General features: G+C 61.3%; 15 protein-coding genes. 14 read left to right on the top strand and 1 reads right to left on the bottom strand.

Going from position 1 to position 15,109, the window contains the following annotated elements; all coding sequences use genetic code 11:
• The first annotated feature begins 72 nt into the window (after positions 1–72).
• From hydA to preA, 3 genes are all read left to right on the top strand, one after another.
• Positions 73–1,512 (top strand): dihydropyrimidinase, encoded by a 1,440-nt coding sequence (gene hydA / locus ACQY47_RS25825; protein ID WP_428553029.1) that lies wholly within the window; start codon positions 73–75, stop codon positions 1,510–1,512.
• A 145-nt stretch (positions 1,513–1,657) separates the two neighbouring features.
• Entirely contained in the window at positions 1,658–3,025 is a 1,368-nt protein-coding gene (locus ACQY47_RS25820) for an NAD(P)-dependent oxidoreductase (protein ID WP_428553026.1), read from the top strand.
• Positions 3,025–4,299: an NAD-dependent dihydropyrimidine dehydrogenase subunit PreA gene (preA, locus tag ACQY47_RS25815; RefSeq protein ID WP_056861379.1), complete on the top strand. Its 1,275-nt coding sequence runs from the start codon at positions 3,025–3,027 to the stop codon at positions 4,297–4,299. The genes ACQY47_RS25820 and preA overlap by 1 nt, the downstream gene beginning before the upstream one ends.
• A 126-nt stretch (positions 4,300–4,425) precedes the next feature.
• Here the strand turns inward: preA and ACQY47_RS25810 are convergent, their stop codons facing one another.
• The gene (locus ACQY47_RS25810) at positions 4,426–5,046 is read right to left on the bottom strand and encodes a TetR/AcrR family transcriptional regulator (protein WP_017136448.1); all 621 of its coding nucleotides are present in this window, start codon (positions 5,044–5,046) and stop codon (positions 4,426–4,428) included.
• A 188-nt stretch (positions 5,047–5,234) separates the two neighbouring features.
• Between ACQY47_RS25810 and ACQY47_RS25805 the strand changes: the two genes are divergently transcribed.
• The 11 genes from ACQY47_RS25805 to ACQY47_RS25755 all read left to right on the top strand — a co-directional run bounded on the left by ACQY47_RS25805 (position 5,235) and on the right by ACQY47_RS25755 (position 15,066).
• A complete protein-coding gene (locus tag ACQY47_RS25805; RefSeq protein ID WP_428553021.1) occupies positions 5,235–6,098 on the top strand; it encodes a diguanylate cyclase domain-containing protein in 864 nt (287 codons plus the stop codon).
• A gap of 75 nt (positions 6,099–6,173) precedes the next feature.
• Positions 6,174–6,641 carry a GNAT family N-acetyltransferase gene (locus ACQY47_RS25800; RefSeq protein WP_017136446.1) on the top strand — a complete coding sequence of 156 codons (468 nt, stop codon included), beginning with the start codon at positions 6,174–6,176 and terminating at the stop codon, positions 6,639–6,641.
• Positions 6,635–7,000, top strand: coding sequence for a copper homeostasis periplasmic binding protein CopC (gene copC / locus ACQY47_RS25795; protein ID WP_099550007.1), 366 nt, complete (start codon positions 6,635–6,637; stop codon positions 6,998–7,000). The genes ACQY47_RS25800 and copC overlap by 7 nt, the downstream gene beginning before the upstream one ends.
• A gap of 3 nt (positions 7,001–7,003) precedes the next feature.
• Complete coding sequence (copD, locus tag ACQY47_RS25790; protein ID WP_428553017.1) at positions 7,004–7,861, top strand: copper homeostasis membrane protein CopD; 858 nt, start codon at positions 7,004–7,006, stop codon at positions 7,859–7,861.
• 243 nt (positions 7,862–8,104) lie between these two features.
• Positions 8,105–9,367, top strand: a complete 1,263-nt coding sequence (locus tag ACQY47_RS25785; RefSeq protein ID WP_169988145.1) for an OprD family outer membrane porin — start codon at positions 8,105–8,107, stop codon at positions 9,365–9,367.
• 231 nt (positions 9,368–9,598) lie between these two features.
• On the top strand, positions 9,599–10,417 hold the full coding sequence (locus ACQY47_RS25780; RefSeq protein WP_170040746.1) for an NAD-dependent epimerase/dehydratase family protein: 819 nt from the start codon (positions 9,599–9,601) through the stop codon (positions 10,415–10,417).
• 30 nt (positions 10,418–10,447) lie between these two features.
• A complete protein-coding gene (locus ACQY47_RS25775) occupies positions 10,448–11,323 on the top strand; it encodes an SMP-30/gluconolactonase/LRE family protein (RefSeq protein ID WP_428553012.1) in 876 nt (291 codons plus the stop codon).
• A 51-nt stretch (positions 11,324–11,374) separates the two neighbouring features.
• A complete protein-coding gene (locus tag ACQY47_RS25770; protein ID WP_099550003.1) occupies positions 11,375–12,337 on the top strand; it encodes a TRAP transporter substrate-binding protein in 963 nt (320 codons plus the stop codon).
• 64 nt (positions 12,338–12,401) lie between these two features.
• Positions 12,402–12,929, top strand: coding sequence for a TRAP transporter small permease (locus ACQY47_RS25765; RefSeq protein WP_017136439.1), 528 nt, complete (start codon positions 12,402–12,404; stop codon positions 12,927–12,929).
• The gene (locus ACQY47_RS25760) at positions 12,929–14,209 is read left to right on the top strand and encodes a TRAP transporter large permease (RefSeq protein ID WP_428553008.1); all 1,281 of its coding nucleotides are present in this window, start codon (positions 12,929–12,931) and stop codon (positions 14,207–14,209) included. The genes ACQY47_RS25765 and ACQY47_RS25760 overlap by 1 nt, the downstream gene beginning before the upstream one ends.
• Positions 14,209–15,066, top strand: coding sequence for an aldose 1-epimerase (locus tag ACQY47_RS25755; RefSeq protein ID WP_428553005.1), 858 nt, complete (start codon positions 14,209–14,211; stop codon positions 15,064–15,066). Before ACQY47_RS25760 ends, ACQY47_RS25755 begins: the two co-directional genes overlap by 1 nt.
• Positions 15,067–15,109: the final 43 nt, after the last annotated feature.

Here is a 15,109-nt window from a genome sequence, read left to right as displayed (position 1 = left end):
ACCCTGCATCGGCAAGCAGCATTACAACACTTAGAACTGGCACAAGCCGGTCAAGCCTGTGAGGAACTCGACATGTCGCTGTTGATCCGTGGCGCCACCGTTATTACCCATGATGAAAGTTACCGCGCCGATGTGTTATGCGCAGGCGGTCTAATTCGCGCTATTGGCACTAATCTGGAGGTGCCCGCCGGCACTGAAACACTCGATGGCAGCGGCCAATACTTGATGCCCGGCGGCATCGACCCGCATACGCACATGCAACTGCCCTTCATGGGCACTGTGGCCAGTGAAGACTTTTTCAGTGGCACGGCGGCGGGTCTGGCAGGTGGCACCACCTCGATCATCGACTTCGTGATTCCCAACCCGCAGCAATCGCTGATGGAGGCTTTTCACCAGTGGCGCGGCTGGGCGGAAAAATCCGCCTCCGACTACGGTTTTCACGTGGCGATCACCTGGTGGAGCGAGCAGGTGCGCGAGGAGATGGCCGAGTTGGTCAGCCACCATGGCATCAACAGCTTCAAGCACTTCATGGTCTACAAGAACGCAATCATGGCGGCGGATGACACCTTGGTCGCCAGCTTCGAACGCTGCCTGGAACTGGGCGCGGTGCCGACGGTGCACGCAGAGAACGGTGAGCTGGTGTATCACCTGCAACGCAAGTTGATGGCCCAGGGCATTACCGGGCCGGAAGCGCATCCACTGTCGCGTCCGTCCCAGGTGGAAGGTGAGGCCGCCAGCCGCGCCATTCGCATCGCCGAGACCATCGGCACGCCGTTGTACCTGGTGCATGTGTCGACCCAGGAGGCACTGGATGAAATCACCTACGCCCGTGGCAAAGGCCAGCCGGTCTACGGCGAAGTGCTCGCCGGGCACTTGCTGCTGGATGACAGCGTGTACCAGCACCCCGACTGGCAAACCGCCGCCGGTTACGTGATGAGCCCGCCGTTCCGCCCGCGAGGGCATCAGGAAGCACTCTGGCACGGCTTGCAGTCCGGCAACCTGCACACCACCGCCACCGACCACTGCTGTTTCTGCGCCGAGCAAAAAGCTGCCGGCCGTGATGACTTCAGCAAGATCCCCAACGGCACCGCCGGTATCGAAGACCGCATGGCACTGCTGTGGCACGAGGGCGTGAACACCGGGCGGTTGTCGATGCAGGAGTTCGTCGCGCTGACGTCGACCAATACCGCGAAGATCTTCAATCTCTACCCGCGCAAAGGCGCGATCCGCGTGGGTGCCGATGCAGACCTGGTGCTGTGGGATCCCGAGGGCACGCGCACGATTTCGGCCAAGACGCACCATCAGAAAGTCGACTTCAACATCTTCGAAGGCAAGACCGTGCGCGGCGTGCCGAGCCACACCATCAGCCAGGGCAAGCTGGTATGGGCCGATGGTGATTTGCGCGCCGAGCGCGGTGCCGGGCGGTATGTGGAACGGCCGGCGTACCCGGCGGTGTTTGAGCAGTTGAGCAAGCGGGCTGAGCATTCCAGGCCCACTGCTGTAAAGCGCTGAGACCGCTATCGCAGGCAAGCCAGCTCCCACATGTTGATGTGCGAACACATTCAAATGTGGGAGCTGGCTTGCCTGCGATGAGGCCGGTACAGGCAACAAAAATGCCCGCCAGAGGCAATCCCAAAAAAACCGTGAGGCCAAAACCGTGATCCAGACCCTGACCCACCTCCCCCATCCCCATGAAGATGGGCCGACACTCGCCAGCCACTTCACCGACCTGGCGCCGCCCCTCAACGCCCGCCAGGCGCAACTGGAAGCCTCGCGATGCCTGTATTGCTACGACGCGCCTTGCGTGAATGCGTGCCCCAGCGAAATCGACATCCCGTCGTTCATCCGCAATATCCACACCGAGAACGTGCAGGGCGCCGCGCAGAAAATCCTCTCGGCCAACATCCTCGGCGGCAGCTGCGCCCGCGTGTGCCCCACCGAGATTCTGTGCCAGCAAGCCTGCGTGCGTAATAACGCCGAAGAATGCGCGCCGGTGCTGATCGGCCTGTTGCAGCGCTACGCCATCGACAACGCGCACTTTCGCGAACACCCGTTCCAGCGCGCTGCACCGACCGGCAAACGCATCGCCGTGGTCGGCGCCGGGCCTGCGGGCCTGGCTTGCGCACACCGCGCGGCCCTGCATGGCCATGACGTGGTGATTTTCGAAGCACGGGAAAAAGCTGGCGGCCTGAACGAATACGGGATCGCCAAATACAAGCTGGTGGATGACTTCGCCCAGAAGGAGCTGGATTTCCTCCTGCAGATCGGCGGCATCGAGATCCGCCACGGCCAGCGCCTGGGTGGCAACCTGACGTTAAGCGAACTGCATCAGCAATTCGATTCGGTATTCTTGGGCCTCGGCCTTGCCGCCAGCAAACAGCTGGGCTTGCCCCATGAAGACGCGCCCGGCCTGCTCGCCGCCACCGACTATATCCGCGAACTGCGCCAGGCCGATGACTTGAGCCAACTGCCGCTGGCCGACCGCTGCATCGTGCTCGGCGCCGGCAACACCGCCATCGACATGGCCGTGCAAATGGCCCGCTTGGGCGCCCGCGATGTCAACCTGGTGTACCGCCGTGGCTTGGCCGACATGGGCGCCACTCACCATGAACAAGAGATTGCCAAGGGCAATCAGGTACGGCTGCTGACCTGGGCTCAACCGGATGAAGTGTTGCTGGATGATCAAGGCCGTGTGCGCGGCATGCGTTTTTTGCGCACGCACATGGAGAACGGTCGCCTGCTCCCTACTGGCGAGACCTTTGAACTGGCCTGCGACGCGATCTTCAAAGCCATCGGCCAGGGTTTTGACAACGAGGCGCTGCACGACCCGTTGGCTCAGCAACTGCACCGCGTGGGCGAACGCATCTTCGTCGACGAACAGCTGCAAACCAGCATTCCAGGCATCTATGCCGGTGGCGATTGCGTCAGCCTCGGCCAGGACCTCACCGTGCAGGCGGTGCAACACGGCAAGCTGGCCGCCGAAGCCATGCACGCCCAACTCATGCTGAACGTGGAGGCTGCGTAATGGCCGATCTCTCGATTGTATTTGCCGGTATCAAAGCCCCCAACCCGTTCTGGCTGGCCTCCGCGCCGCCCACCGACAAGGCCTACAACGTGGTCCGCGCCTTCGAAGCCGGCTGGGGCGGCGTGGTGTGGAAAACCCTCGGTGAAGACCCGGCGGCGGTCAACGTATCCTCCCGTTACTCGGCGCACTATGGCGCCAACCGCGAGGTACTGGGCATCAACAATATCGAGTTGATCACCGACCGCTCCCTGGAGATCAACCTCAAGGAAATCACCCAGGTGAAAAAGGATTGGCCCGACCGCGCATTGATCGTGTCGCTGATGGTGCCGTGCGTTGAAGAGTCCTGGAAGAACATCCTGCCGCTGGTGGAGGCCACCGGTTGCGATGGCATCGAGCTGAACTTCGGCTGCCCCCACGGCATGCCCGAGCGCGGCATGGGCGCAGCGGTCGGCCAGGTGCCGGAGTATGTAGAACAGGTGACGCGCTGGTGCAAGACCTACTGCTCGCTGCCGGTGATCGTCAAGCTCACGCCGAACATCACCGACATCCGCGTGGCGGCACGCGCGGCGTATCGCGGCGGCGCGGATGCGGTGTCGCTGATCAACACCATCAACTCCATCACCAGTGTGGACCTGGAGCGCATGGTCGCCCTGCCGGTGGTTGGCACGCAAAGTACCCATGGCGGTTATTGCGGCTCGGCGGTCAAGCCGATTGCGTTGAACATGGTGGCTGAAATCGCCCGCGACCCACAGACCCAGGGCCTGCCGATCTGCGGCATCGGTGGCATTGGCAACTGGCGTGACGCGGCGGAATTTGTCGCACTGGGCTGTGGCGCGGTGCAGGTGTGCACGGCGGCGATGCTGCATGGGTTTCGGATTGTGGAAGAGATGAAGGACGGGCTGTCGCGGTGGATGGACAGCCAGGGTTACGCCAACCTGCAGGCGTTTTCCGGGCGGGCGGTGGGCAATACCACGGATTGGAAGTACCTGGATATCAACTATCAGGTAATTGCCAAGATCGATCAGGAGGCGTGTATCGGCTGCGGGCGTTGCCATATTGCCTGCGAGGACACGTCACACCAGGCGATTGCCAGCTTGAAGCAGGCGGACGGCACGCACAAATACGAGGTGATTGATGATGAGTGTGTTGGCTGCAATTTGTGCCAGATCACTTGCCCGGTGGCCGATTGCATCGAGATGGTGCCGATAGAAACGGGCAAGCCGTTTTTGAACTGGACGCAGGATCCGCGTAACCCTTACCGCGAAGCTGTGTAGCCCTTTAGACCGCCATCGCAGGCAAGCCAGCTCCCACATTTGAATGTATTCACAAATCAAACTGTGGGAGCTGGCTTGTCGGATCGCCGCACCGCTGCGATGGCTCCCTCAGCCACACCACCAAGCTCAAGGCTCCAAGCCAATCCCACGCAAAATCACACTGGTCACCGTCTGGATTGCCTTCTCGAACTGCCTGTCCGACAACGGCTGGTGATCATTCAAGATCTTCACCTGGTGATCAAAGTCCGCATAGTGCTGGGTCGAGGCCCAAATCATATACAGCAGGCTTGACGGCTCCACTGGCAGGATGCGTTTGTCTTCTACCCACTGACGAATTTTCGCCTCTTTCATCTTGGCCCAGTCGTACAGGCTTTCGTCCAGCGCCTCACCGAGGGTCGGCGCGCCGTGGATGATTTCATTCGCCCAGACTTTCGAACCATGCGGCCGCGTGCGTGAGCGCTGCATCTTGGCGCGGATGTAACTGCTGAGCACCACGCGCGGGTCATCGAAGGTTTCAAAGCTCAGGGCGTCCTGCTTCCACAGGTCCAGCAGGTCAAACAGCACGGCGCTGTACAGCTCGCTTTTGGTGCTGAAGTAGTAATGCAGGTTGGAGCGCGGCAGTTGCACTTCTTCGGCAATATCGGCCATGGCGGTGCTGCCATAGCCCTTCTCGGCAAAGACTTTCTCTGCCGCCAGCAGGATTTTCTCGACGTTGCTGCGCCGGATACCGATCTTGTGATTGCCCATGGATGATGGAGCCCCAGTCACTTTTAAATACAATTCATTTTCAACCATCACATCATGAACCGCCTCATTAGGCTACACGCCATTGATCGCCAGATCGGCGCCAGCGCTTCAAAGCCCGCAGTATTCCAAGGCGTCAGCCTGCGTGATCGAGCTATGATCGGCGCATCTGAACCGGACACCCCTGACCTATGGCCGTTGACCTGCACGCCCTCTACCCGAAATTGATCCACTTGATGCTGGACACGGTCTTCGTGGTCGACAGTGACAACCTGATCGTGTTTGTCAGCGATGCCTGCGAAGCCCTGCTCGGTTACCGCGCCGATGAACTGACCGGCACCCCCATCACCGACTACATGCACCCCGAAGACCTGGCGCGCACCCGGGCCTCGATTGTGCGGGTGATGAATGGCCGGCCCCACGTGGATTTTCGCAACCGTTATCTGCGCAAGGATGGCAGCGTGGTGCACATCCTGTGGGCGGCGTTCTGGTCCGAAGAAGTCGGCGCGCGCATCGGCGTGGCGCGCGACGTGACGGCGCTCACCCAGGCCGAGGAGGAACTGCGTTTCCTCGCCCACCATGACCCACTGACGGCGCTCACCAACCGCTCGTTGTTCAACGATGGCCTGGCGTCGGCCCTGCACACCGCACAGCGTCATAACACCCGGCTGGCGTTGCTGTTTCTGGACGTCAATGACTTCAAGGGCATCAACGATGTGCATGGCCACGCGGTGGGCGATCGCGTGCTATGCGTGATTGCACGGCGGCTGGAACGCTGCGTGCGTGACAGCGACCTGGTGGCGCGCATGGGCGGTGATGAATTCACGGTGTTGCTGACCGACGTGCAGTCACACGAAGCGGTTAGCGCCAAAGTCGCGCAAATTCTCGCGGCCATGGCCGAGCCGCTGGGCGCTGAGTTTGGCCCGGTCAAGATGCCGTCGTGCAGTGTGGGCGTGGCGTTTTATCCGGCCGACGGTGCAGACGCCGATACCCTGCTCAGCCACGCAGACAGCGATATGTACCGAATAAAAAGGCTGCGGTTGGCCGCCGAGTGATGAAACTTCCTACGCGAACCTTTCCCGCCAAAAACGGATTGGTTAGGATCGCGGTCCACTTGAAGGATCATTGCAATGACTATTCGACCTCGCGTGGCTGCCGACGACCCGGTGCTGGGCGCACTGTGGGAGCGCTCGGTGCGAGCCACCCATGACTTCCTCCCCGAAGACGACATCCAGCGTTTGCTGCCGCTGGTGCGCGACGCCTACCTGCCAATGCCGGCCCTCGACGTGTGGGTGTATGAAGACCACCACGGTATCGCCGGTTTTATCGGCACTGGCGGGCATAACGTCGAAATGCTGTTTATCGACCCCGAGCGCCGCGGCCAGGGCGTCGGCCGCCAATTGCTCGACCACGCCCGCGCCCGTCATGACACGCTGACCGTGGACGTCAACGAACAAAACCCGCAGGCCGTGGGTTTCTATCTGCATTATGGTTTTATCCAGGTCGCGCGCTCGCCGCTGGATGGCGAAGGCAAACCCTTTCCCTTGTTGCACATGGCATTACCGACTCACTCACTTGAAGGTACTGAACAATGCTGATCAAGAAAGCCCTCACCACTGTCACCCTGCTCGCTTCCCTGCTGGGCGCTTCTGCGGCATTTGCCCACGCCCATCTCAAAAGTTCGACACCGGCGGCAGACAGCACGGTTGCTGCGCCCGCCGACCTGCGCCTGACCTTCAGCGAAGGCGTCGAGGCCACCTTCACCAAAGTGTCCCTGAGCAAAGACGGCACCGAACTCGCCATCAAAGGCCTGGAAACCCCGGACGCCGACAAGAAAACCCTGGTGGTCACACCCGCCGCGCCGCTGGCCGCCGGCAACTACAAAGTGGTGTGGAACGCCGTCTCGGTCGACACCCACAAGAGCAACGGTGAGTACAGCTTCAAGGTCGGCCAATAACCCATGGCAACCCTGCTGGTGCTGTGCCGCTTCGTGCATTTCATCGTCGTGCTGTTGATGTTCGGGGCCTGTGCCTTCAGGCCCTGGCTGCTGGGCAACGAAGTGCAACCGGCACTCGACCGGCAACTGCTGCGCATCACCCGCGCCCTGGCCTGGCTGGGGTTGTTCTCCGGCGTGGCCTGGCTGCTGTTGATCACCGCCAGCATGGCGGGCAGCTGGGACGCGGCGCTGCAACCGGCCACCGTGCAGTTGGTGCTGGGCAAAACCTTTTTCGGCCAGGTGTGGGTCTGGCATCTGTTGCTGAACCTGCTGCTGGTAGTGGTGTTGCTCAAACCCTGGCCGGCCTTGCGCCTGCCGTTGACCGCACTGCTGCTGGCGACGCTGGCACCGGTCGGCCATGGCGCCATGCTCAATGGGCTGAGCGGCCAATTGCTGATCCTCAATCAAGTGGTGCACCTGGTGTGCGTCGGCGCCTGGCTGGGCGGGTTGTTGCTGCTGGTGCTGATTCTGCGGCTGTCGCCAAAGCCTGCGCTGGAGCCGATCCTCAAGCGCTTCAGCGGCGTGGGTTATGGCCTGGTTGCCGGTTTGCTGGTAACGGGTTTGATCAATGTTCGCGTGCTGACCGGGCAGCTGTGGCCCACGCCGCTGTTTAACGGGTTTGCGCTGATTCTGTTGATCAAGGTGCTGCTGGTGCTGGGTATGTTGGCGCTGGCGCTGTTGAACCGGTTGCGTATCGAACGCTGTGAGGAGCGAGTGGGCAGTTTGAAAGCCAGTGTGATGCTCGAATGGGTGCTGGGTATTGCAGCAGTAGCCGCGGTGTCCCTGCTGGGCACCTTGCCACCGATGGTGATGGCCGGCTGAAGATCTCTGTGGGAGCTGGCTTGCCTGCGATGCAGACACCGCGGCCCCACAGTTACACCGCGTCGATGCCATCGCAGGCAAGCCAGCTCCCACATGAACCGTGCCCGCTTTTCATCGATGCGCACTTGGTCATCGTATAACTTCTGCTTGACAGCCCCCGAAAACCCCGCAAATATCCCTCGCAATGTTGTACGACAACGTATAACAAATAATAAAAACAACAAAATGGAAGGGAGCTTCACTGTGCCTCAATTCGCCCGCAATTCCTCCTCGCGTCTCGGTCTTATCAGCCTCAGCAGTCTGGCACTCGCCCTGCCCCTAAGCGCCCAGGCAGAAGGCTTTATCGACGATGCCAAAGCCACGCTCAACCTGCGCAATGCCTACTTCAATCGCAATTTCACCAACCCCACGTACCCACAGGCCAAGGCCGAAGAATGGACGCAGAACTTCATTCTCGACGCCAAATCCGGATTTACCCAAGGCACTGTGGGCTTCGGGATTGACGTACTCGGCCTGTATTCTCAGAAGCTCGATGGCGGTAAAGGCACCGGCGGCACCCAACTGTTGCCGCTCGACAGAGATGGCCGCCCTGCCGACAATTTCGGACGCCTGGGCGTGGCACTGAAAACCCGGCTGTCCAAAACCGAACTGAAAGTTGGCGAATGGATGCCGGTACTGCCGATCCTGCGCTCGGACGACGGCCGCTCCTTGCCGCAGACCTTTCGTGGCGGCCAGGTAACCTCCAATGAAATCGCCGGGCTGACGCTCTACGGCGGGCAATTTCGCGGCAATAGCCCACGCAACGATGGGAGCATGGAAGACATGTTCATGAACGGCAAAGCCGCGTTCACCTCGGACCGTTTCAACTTCGGCGGCGGCGAATACACCTTCAACGACAAACGCACCCAGGTCGGCGTGTGGTACGCCGAACTCACCGACATCTACCAGCAGCAATACCTGAACCTGACCCACAGCCAGCCGGTCGGCGACTGGACGTTTGGCGCCAACCTGGGGTTCTTCAATGGCAAGGAGGACGGCAGCGCCCTGGCCGGCAACCTCGATAACAAAACCTATTCCGCCCTGCTCTCGGCCAAATACAAAGGCAACGCCTTCTATGTCGGCCTGCAAAAACTCACCGGCGACAGCGTGTGGATGAGGGTCAACGGCACCAGCGGCGGCACCCTGGCCAACGATAGCTACAACGCCAGCTACGACAATGCCAAAGAAAAATCCTGGCAGATACGCCATGACTTCAACTTCGTGGTACTCGGCATTCCGGGGCTGACCATGATGAACCGGTATATCAGCGGCAATAACGTACACACTGGCGCCATCACCGACGGCAAGGAATGGGGCCGCGAGTCGGAGCTGGCCTACACGGTGCAGAGCGGCACACTGAAGGATTTGAATGTGCGCTGGCGCAACTCGACCATGCGTCGGGATTTCAGCAACAACGAGTTTGATGAGAATCGGATCTTTGTCAGCTACCCGATCTCGTTGCTGTAACGCGCTCCCTGCAGGCACTGACATTTGTAGCAGCCCGCTTGTGTGGGAGCTGGCTTGCCTGCGATAGCGCAGGATCAGCAAAAGAAATGTCAGTTAGCCGACCGCAATCGCAGGCAAGCCAGCTCCCACCTTTTGAGCATCACTTGCCTGCAAGGGCGTTGACAACCCAGGGAGTCCAAAACGATACTTCCACCAAGTCATACGACAACCTACAACAACAATGGAATTCCCATGACTACCACCACGCCTGTCCCCTTCAACCGCCTGCTGCTCACCGGCGCCGCCGGCGGCCTGGGCAAAGTCTTGCGCGAACGCATGCGCCCTTATGCCCAGGTATTGCGCCTGTCGGACATCGCCAACATGGCCCCGGCGGCCGGTGAGTTCGAAGAAGTGCAACCCTGTGACCTGGCCGACAAACAGGCTGTGCACCAACTGGTGGAAGGCGTCGATGCCATCCTGCACTTCGGCGGTGTGTCGGTGGAGCGCTCTTTCGAAGAAGTGCTGGGCGCAAACATCAGCGGTGTTTTCCATATCTACGAAGCCGCCCGCCGCCATGGCGTGAAACGCGTGATCTTCGCCAGCTCCAACCATGTGATCGGCTTTTACAAGCAAGACGAACAGATCGACGCCCACTCCCCGCGCCGCCCGGACAGCTACTACGGCTTATCCAAATCCTATGGCGAAGACATGGCCAGCTTCTACTTCGACCGCTACGGCATCGAGACCGTGAGCATCCGCATCGGCTCCTCGTTCCCGGAACCCCAGAACCGCCGGATGATGCACACCTGGTTGAGTTTCGATGACCTGACCCAACTGCTCGAGCGCGCGCTGTACACGCCCAATGTCGGCCACACCGTGGTCTACGGCATGTCGGATAACCTCGACACCTGGTGGGACAACCGTTACGCCGCGCACCTGGGTTTTGTGCCCAAGGACAGCTCCGAGGTGTACCGCACCAAGGTCGAAGCCCAGCCGCCAGTGGCCGCCGATGACCCGGCCGCGGTCTACCAGGGCGGCGCGTTCTGCGCCGCGGGGCCGTTTGGTGACTGAACGCACATCAACCCAAGGGAATGAGTTGCCATGACCGCTGAACTGATCGTCGACGCCCGCAATGCCGTGGGCGAATGCCCGGTGTGGGTGCCGCAGGAAAACGCGCTGTACTGGGTGGACATCCCCAACGGTGGCCTGCAACGCTGGGACGCCGCCACCGGCCACGTCGCCGCCTGGAAAGCCCCGCAGATGCTCGCCTGTATTGCCCGCACCGACGCGGGCAATTGGCTCGCGGGCATGGAAAGCGGGTTTTTCCAACTCACCCCGCATAACGACGGCAGCCTCGACACCACGCCTCTGGCGAGCATCGAGCACCCACGCCCGGACATGCGCCTCAACGATGGCCGCTGCGATCGCCAGGGCCGCTTCTGGGCCGGCAGCATGGTGCTGAACATGGGCTTGAATGCGGCCGAAGGCACCCTGTACCGCTATGCGTCAGGCGCCGCGCCGCATGCGCAACTCAACGGGTTCATCACCCTCAATGGCCTGGCCTTCAGCCCGGACGGCCGCACGATGTACGCCTCGGATTCACACCCGCTGGTGCAGCAGGTCTGGGCGTTCGATTACGACATCGACACCGGCACGCCATCCAACCGCCGCGTGTTTATCGACATGCATCAATTCCTCGGGCGCCCCGATGGCGCGGCGGTCGACGCCGAGGGTTGCTACTGGATCTGCGCCAACGACGCGGGGCTGGTTCACCGCTTCACCCCGGATGGCCGTCTGGACCGCTCCCTCAGCGTGCCGGTAAAAAAACCCACCATGTGCGCCTTCGGCGGCAGCCGGCTGGACACCTTGTTCGTCACCTCGATCCGTGATGACCACGGTGAGCAGTCGGTCGCCGGCGGCGTGTTTGCCCTCAACCCCGGCGTCAGCGGATTGCCGGAGCCCACGTTCACCCTCTAGCTGCATCGCTGTGCCTTGAATACAACAACAATAAGACAGGAGTGACACCCCATGGACTTCAAACGCACTTTGCTCGCCGCTGCATTCTTTACCCTCAGCACCGCCGCCCACGCGCTGGAAATCAAATTCGCCGACATCCACCCCGCCGGCTACCCCACCGTCGTCGCTGAACAGAACATGGGCAAGGCCCTGACTCAGGCCAGCAACGGCGAACTGACCTTCAAATACTTCCCGGGCGGTGTGCTGGGTTCCGAAAAAGAAGTGGTCGAACAGGCCCAGGTCGGTGCGGTGCAGATGACCCGCGTCAGCCTCGGCATCGTCGGGCCAGTGGTGCCGGACGTGAACGTGTTCAACTTGCCGTTCGTGTTCCGCGACCAGGCGCATATGCGCAAAATCATCGACGGCGAGATCGGCGATGAAATCCTCGCCAAAATCACCGACTCCGAGTTCGGCCTGGTGGCCCTGGCCTGGATGGACGGTGGCACGCGCAACCTCTACACCAAGAAGCCGGTGCGCAAGATCGAAGACCTCAAGGGCATGAAAATTCGTGTACAGGGCAACCCGATCTTCATCGAAGCCTTCAACGCGATGGGCGCCAACGGTATTGCCATGGACACCGGCGAAATCTTCAGTGCCTTGCAGACCGGCGTCATCGACGGCGCGGAAAACAACCCGCCGACCATGCTGGAGCACAACCACTTCCAGAACGCCAAGTTCTACACCCTCACCGAGCACCTGATCCTGCCCGAACCCATCGTGATGTCGAAGATCACCTGGAACAAACTCACGCCCGACCAGCAAGACCTGGTGAAAAAAGCCGCCAAGGCCGCCCAGGCCGATGAGCGCGCGCTGTGGGACGCCAAGTCCGCCAGCAGCGAGGAAAAGCTCAAGAAGGCCGGCGTCGAGTTCATCACCGTCGACAAAAAACCCTTCTATGACGCCACCGCAGCGGTTCGCGCCAAGTACGGTGCGGCTTACGCCGACATCATCAAGCGCATCGACGCGGTCGAGTAATCACCCTTTCCTATAGTCAGGCCCGGCGCGGTCGGCATCGACGCGCCCGGTTACGGTGAACGCCATGAAGAATTTAGTGCTGCGCATCAACGACCGCATTTACATGACCTGCATCTGGGTCGCCGGCCTCTCGGTCCTCGGGGTCGCGCTGATCATCCCCTGGGGCATCTTCGCCCGCTACATCCTCGGCACCGGCGCAAGCTGGCCGGAGCCCACCGCCATCCTGCTGATGCTGGTGTTCACCTTTATCGGCGCCGCCGCCAGTTACCGTGCCGGCGCGCATATGTCGGTGGCCGTAGTTACTGACCGCCTGCCAGCGCGCCAACGGCAAATCGTCGGCGTTATCACGCAACTGCTGATGGCCACCATCTGCCTGTTCATGACCGTCTGGGGCAGCAAGCTGTGCCTGTCCACCTGGAACCAGTTCATGAGTGCGATCCCCACCCTGCGCGTGGGCATCACCTATATGCCGATCCCGATTGGCGGGCTGCTGACGCTGGTATTCGTGCTGGAAAAACTCTTGCTCGGTGACCAGAGCCAGCGCCGCGTGGTGCGCTTCGATCTGGTTGAAGAAAACGAAGGGGCTGCCTGATGGACGCATTGATGCTGCTGGGCAGTTTTATCGCCTTGATCCTGATCGGCATGCCGGTGGCCTACGCCCTCGGGCTGTCGGCGCTGATCGGCGCGTGGTGGATCGACATCCCGTTCCAGGCCTTGATGATTCAGGTTGCGGGCGGGGTGAACAAGTTTTCGCTGATGGCGATTCCGTTCTTTGTACTGGCCGGGGCGATCATGGCCGAAGGCGGCATGTCGCGGCGACTGGTTGCATTTGCCGGGGTGCTGGTAGGGTTTGTGCGCGGTGGCCTGTCGTTGGTGAACATCGTGGCGTCGACGTTTTTTGGCGCGATTTCCGGCTCGTCGGTGGCCGATACCGCATCGGTCGGTTCGGTGTTGATCCCGGAAATGGAGCGCCGCGGCTACCCGCGTGAGTTCTCCACTGCCGTCACTGTCAGCGGCTCGGTGCAGGCCTTGCTGACGCCGCCCAGCCATAACTCGGTGCTCTACTCCCTGGCGGCCGGCGGCACGGTCTCGATTGCCTCGTTGTTCATGGCCGGTGTGGTGCCTGGGCTGCTGATGAGCGCGTGCCTGATGGTGCTGTGCCTGATCTTCGCGAAAAAGCGCAACTACCCCAAGGGCGAGGTCATCCCGCTTAAACAAGCGCTGAAGATCTGCGCCGACGCGCTCTGGGGCTTGATGGCCATGGTGATCATCCTGGGTGGCATCCTCTCGGGCATTTTCACTGCCACCGAGTCGGCCGCGATTGCGGTGCTGTGGGCATTTTTCGTGACCATGTTCATCTATCGCGACTACAAATGGCGTGAGCTGCCCAAGCTGATGCACCGCACGGTGCGCACCATTTCCATTGTGATGATCCTGATCGCCTTCGCCGCCAGCTTCGGCTACATCATGACCCTGATGCAGATCCCGGCAAAAATCACCACGCTGTTCCTGACCCTGTCGGACAACCGCTACGTGATCCTGATGTGCATCAACGTGATGCTGCTGTTGCTCGGCACGGTGATGGACATGGCGCCGCTGATCTTGATCCTCACCCCGATTCTGCTGCCGGTGATCCTCGGTATTGGCGTGGACCCGGTGCACTTCGGCATGATCATGCTGGTGAACCTCGGGATCGGCCTGATCACTCCACCCGTGGGTGCGGTGCTGTTTGTGGGTGCGGCGGTGGGCAAGGTCAGTATCGAGAAAACCGTGGCGGCGCTGCTGCCGTTTTATGCGGTACTGTTCCTCGTATTAATGGCGGTCACCTACATTCCCGCCTTGTCCCTGTGGCTTCCCGGGCTGGTGCTCTGATGATTGAACTGGAAGACAGCCTGACCCATCTCACCCTCGCCCCGGCCGTGGGTGGCAGCCTCGTCAACTGGACGGTGCGCGCCACCGGGCAGCCGCTGTTGCGCCATAGCGATGAAGCTGCGCTGAACACCGGGCTGCCGGGCAAGCTGGCGTGTTACCCGCTGGCGCCGTGGTCCAATCGAGTTGCCCACGGCGGTTTCGATAACCCCGGCGGCTGGCTGGCACTCACGCCCAACAGCCCGCTCGACCCGCTGCCGATTCACGGTTCGGCCTGGCAACAGGCGTGGCAGGTGGTAAGCCAGACGGCGGATGAAGTGGTGCTGGAGGTGGTGTGCGACACGCCGTTTGCCTATCGCGCCGAGCAGCGGTTTCGCTTACGTGGCGGCGAACTGAGTATCGAGTTGCGCGTAACGCATCTGGCCGAAGACGCCGCGTGGCACGGCCTGGGGTTGCATCCGTATTTACCGCGCAGGCCGGGCACGCGGTTGCAGGCCAAGGCTTCGCAGGTGTGGATGAGTGATGCGTCCAAGCTGCCGACCGGGTTGGCGCCGGTGCCTGCCGAATGGGATTTCACTCAGCTCAAAGGGCTGCCGCAAGGCCTGGTGGACAATGGGTTTTGCCAGTGGGATGGGCATTGCCGCATCGAACAACCGGAGCTGGGCTATGCACTGGAGTGCCAGGCGAGCGGCGCCGATTACTTCCTGCTGTTCTGCCCGCCGGGGTTGGGGTTCTTTTGCATCGAGCCGGTGAGTCATCCGGTGAATGCGCATCACCTGCCGGGCAGGCCCGGCCTGCAGCTGCTGGAAAAAGGCCAGTCAACTCACCTCAATTTCACCCTGAAATACCAACCTTTATAACTCCAAAAAACCCTGTGGGAGCCGGGCTTGCCCGCGATGGCGG

Source organism: Pseudomonas edaphica, assembly GCF_965277385.1.
In the GTDB taxonomy this organism is placed as follows: Bacteria; Pseudomonadota; Gammaproteobacteria; order Pseudomonadales; family Pseudomonadaceae; genus Aquipseudomonas; species Aquipseudomonas edaphica.
The sequence above is the reverse complement of the archived record's forward strand: the minus strand, read 5'-3'. Positions and strand labels throughout refer to the sequence as shown.

Coding starts and splice junctions, on each gene's coding strand:
- hydA (WP_428553029.1), top strand. CDS start 73: ATGTCGCTGTTGATCCGTGGCGCCACCGTTATTACCCATGATGAAAGT.
- preA (WP_056861379.1), top strand. CDS start 3,025: ATGGCCGATCTCTCGATTGTATTTGCCGGTATCAAAGCCCCCAACCCG.
- ACQY47_RS25810 (WP_017136448.1), bottom strand. CDS start 5,046: ATGGGCAATCACAAGATCGGTATCCGGCGCAGCAACGTCGAGAAAATC.
- ACQY47_RS25805 (WP_428553021.1), top strand. CDS start 5,235: ATGGCCGTTGACCTGCACGCCCTCTACCCGAAATTGATCCACTTGATG.
- ACQY47_RS25800 (WP_017136446.1), top strand. CDS start 6,174: ATGACTATTCGACCTCGCGTGGCTGCCGACGACCCGGTGCTGGGCGCA.
- copC (WP_099550007.1), top strand. CDS start 6,635: ATGCTGATCAAGAAAGCCCTCACCACTGTCACCCTGCTCGCTTCCCTG.
- copD (WP_428553017.1), top strand. CDS start 7,004: ATGGCAACCCTGCTGGTGCTGTGCCGCTTCGTGCATTTCATCGTCGTG.
- ACQY47_RS25780 (WP_170040746.1), top strand. CDS start 9,599: ATGACTACCACCACGCCTGTCCCCTTCAACCGCCTGCTGCTCACCGGC.
- ACQY47_RS25775 (WP_428553012.1), top strand. CDS start 10,448: ATGACCGCTGAACTGATCGTCGACGCCCGCAATGCCGTGGGCGAATGC.
- ACQY47_RS25770 (WP_099550003.1), top strand. CDS start 11,375: ATGGACTTCAAACGCACTTTGCTCGCCGCTGCATTCTTTACCCTCAGC.
- ACQY47_RS25765 (WP_017136439.1), top strand. CDS start 12,402: ATGAAGAATTTAGTGCTGCGCATCAACGACCGCATTTACATGACCTGC.
- ACQY47_RS25760 (WP_428553008.1), top strand. CDS start 12,929: ATGGACGCATTGATGCTGCTGGGCAGTTTTATCGCCTTGATCCTGATC.
- ACQY47_RS25755 (WP_428553005.1), top strand. CDS start 14,209: ATGATTGAACTGGAAGACAGCCTGACCCATCTCACCCTCGCCCCGGCC.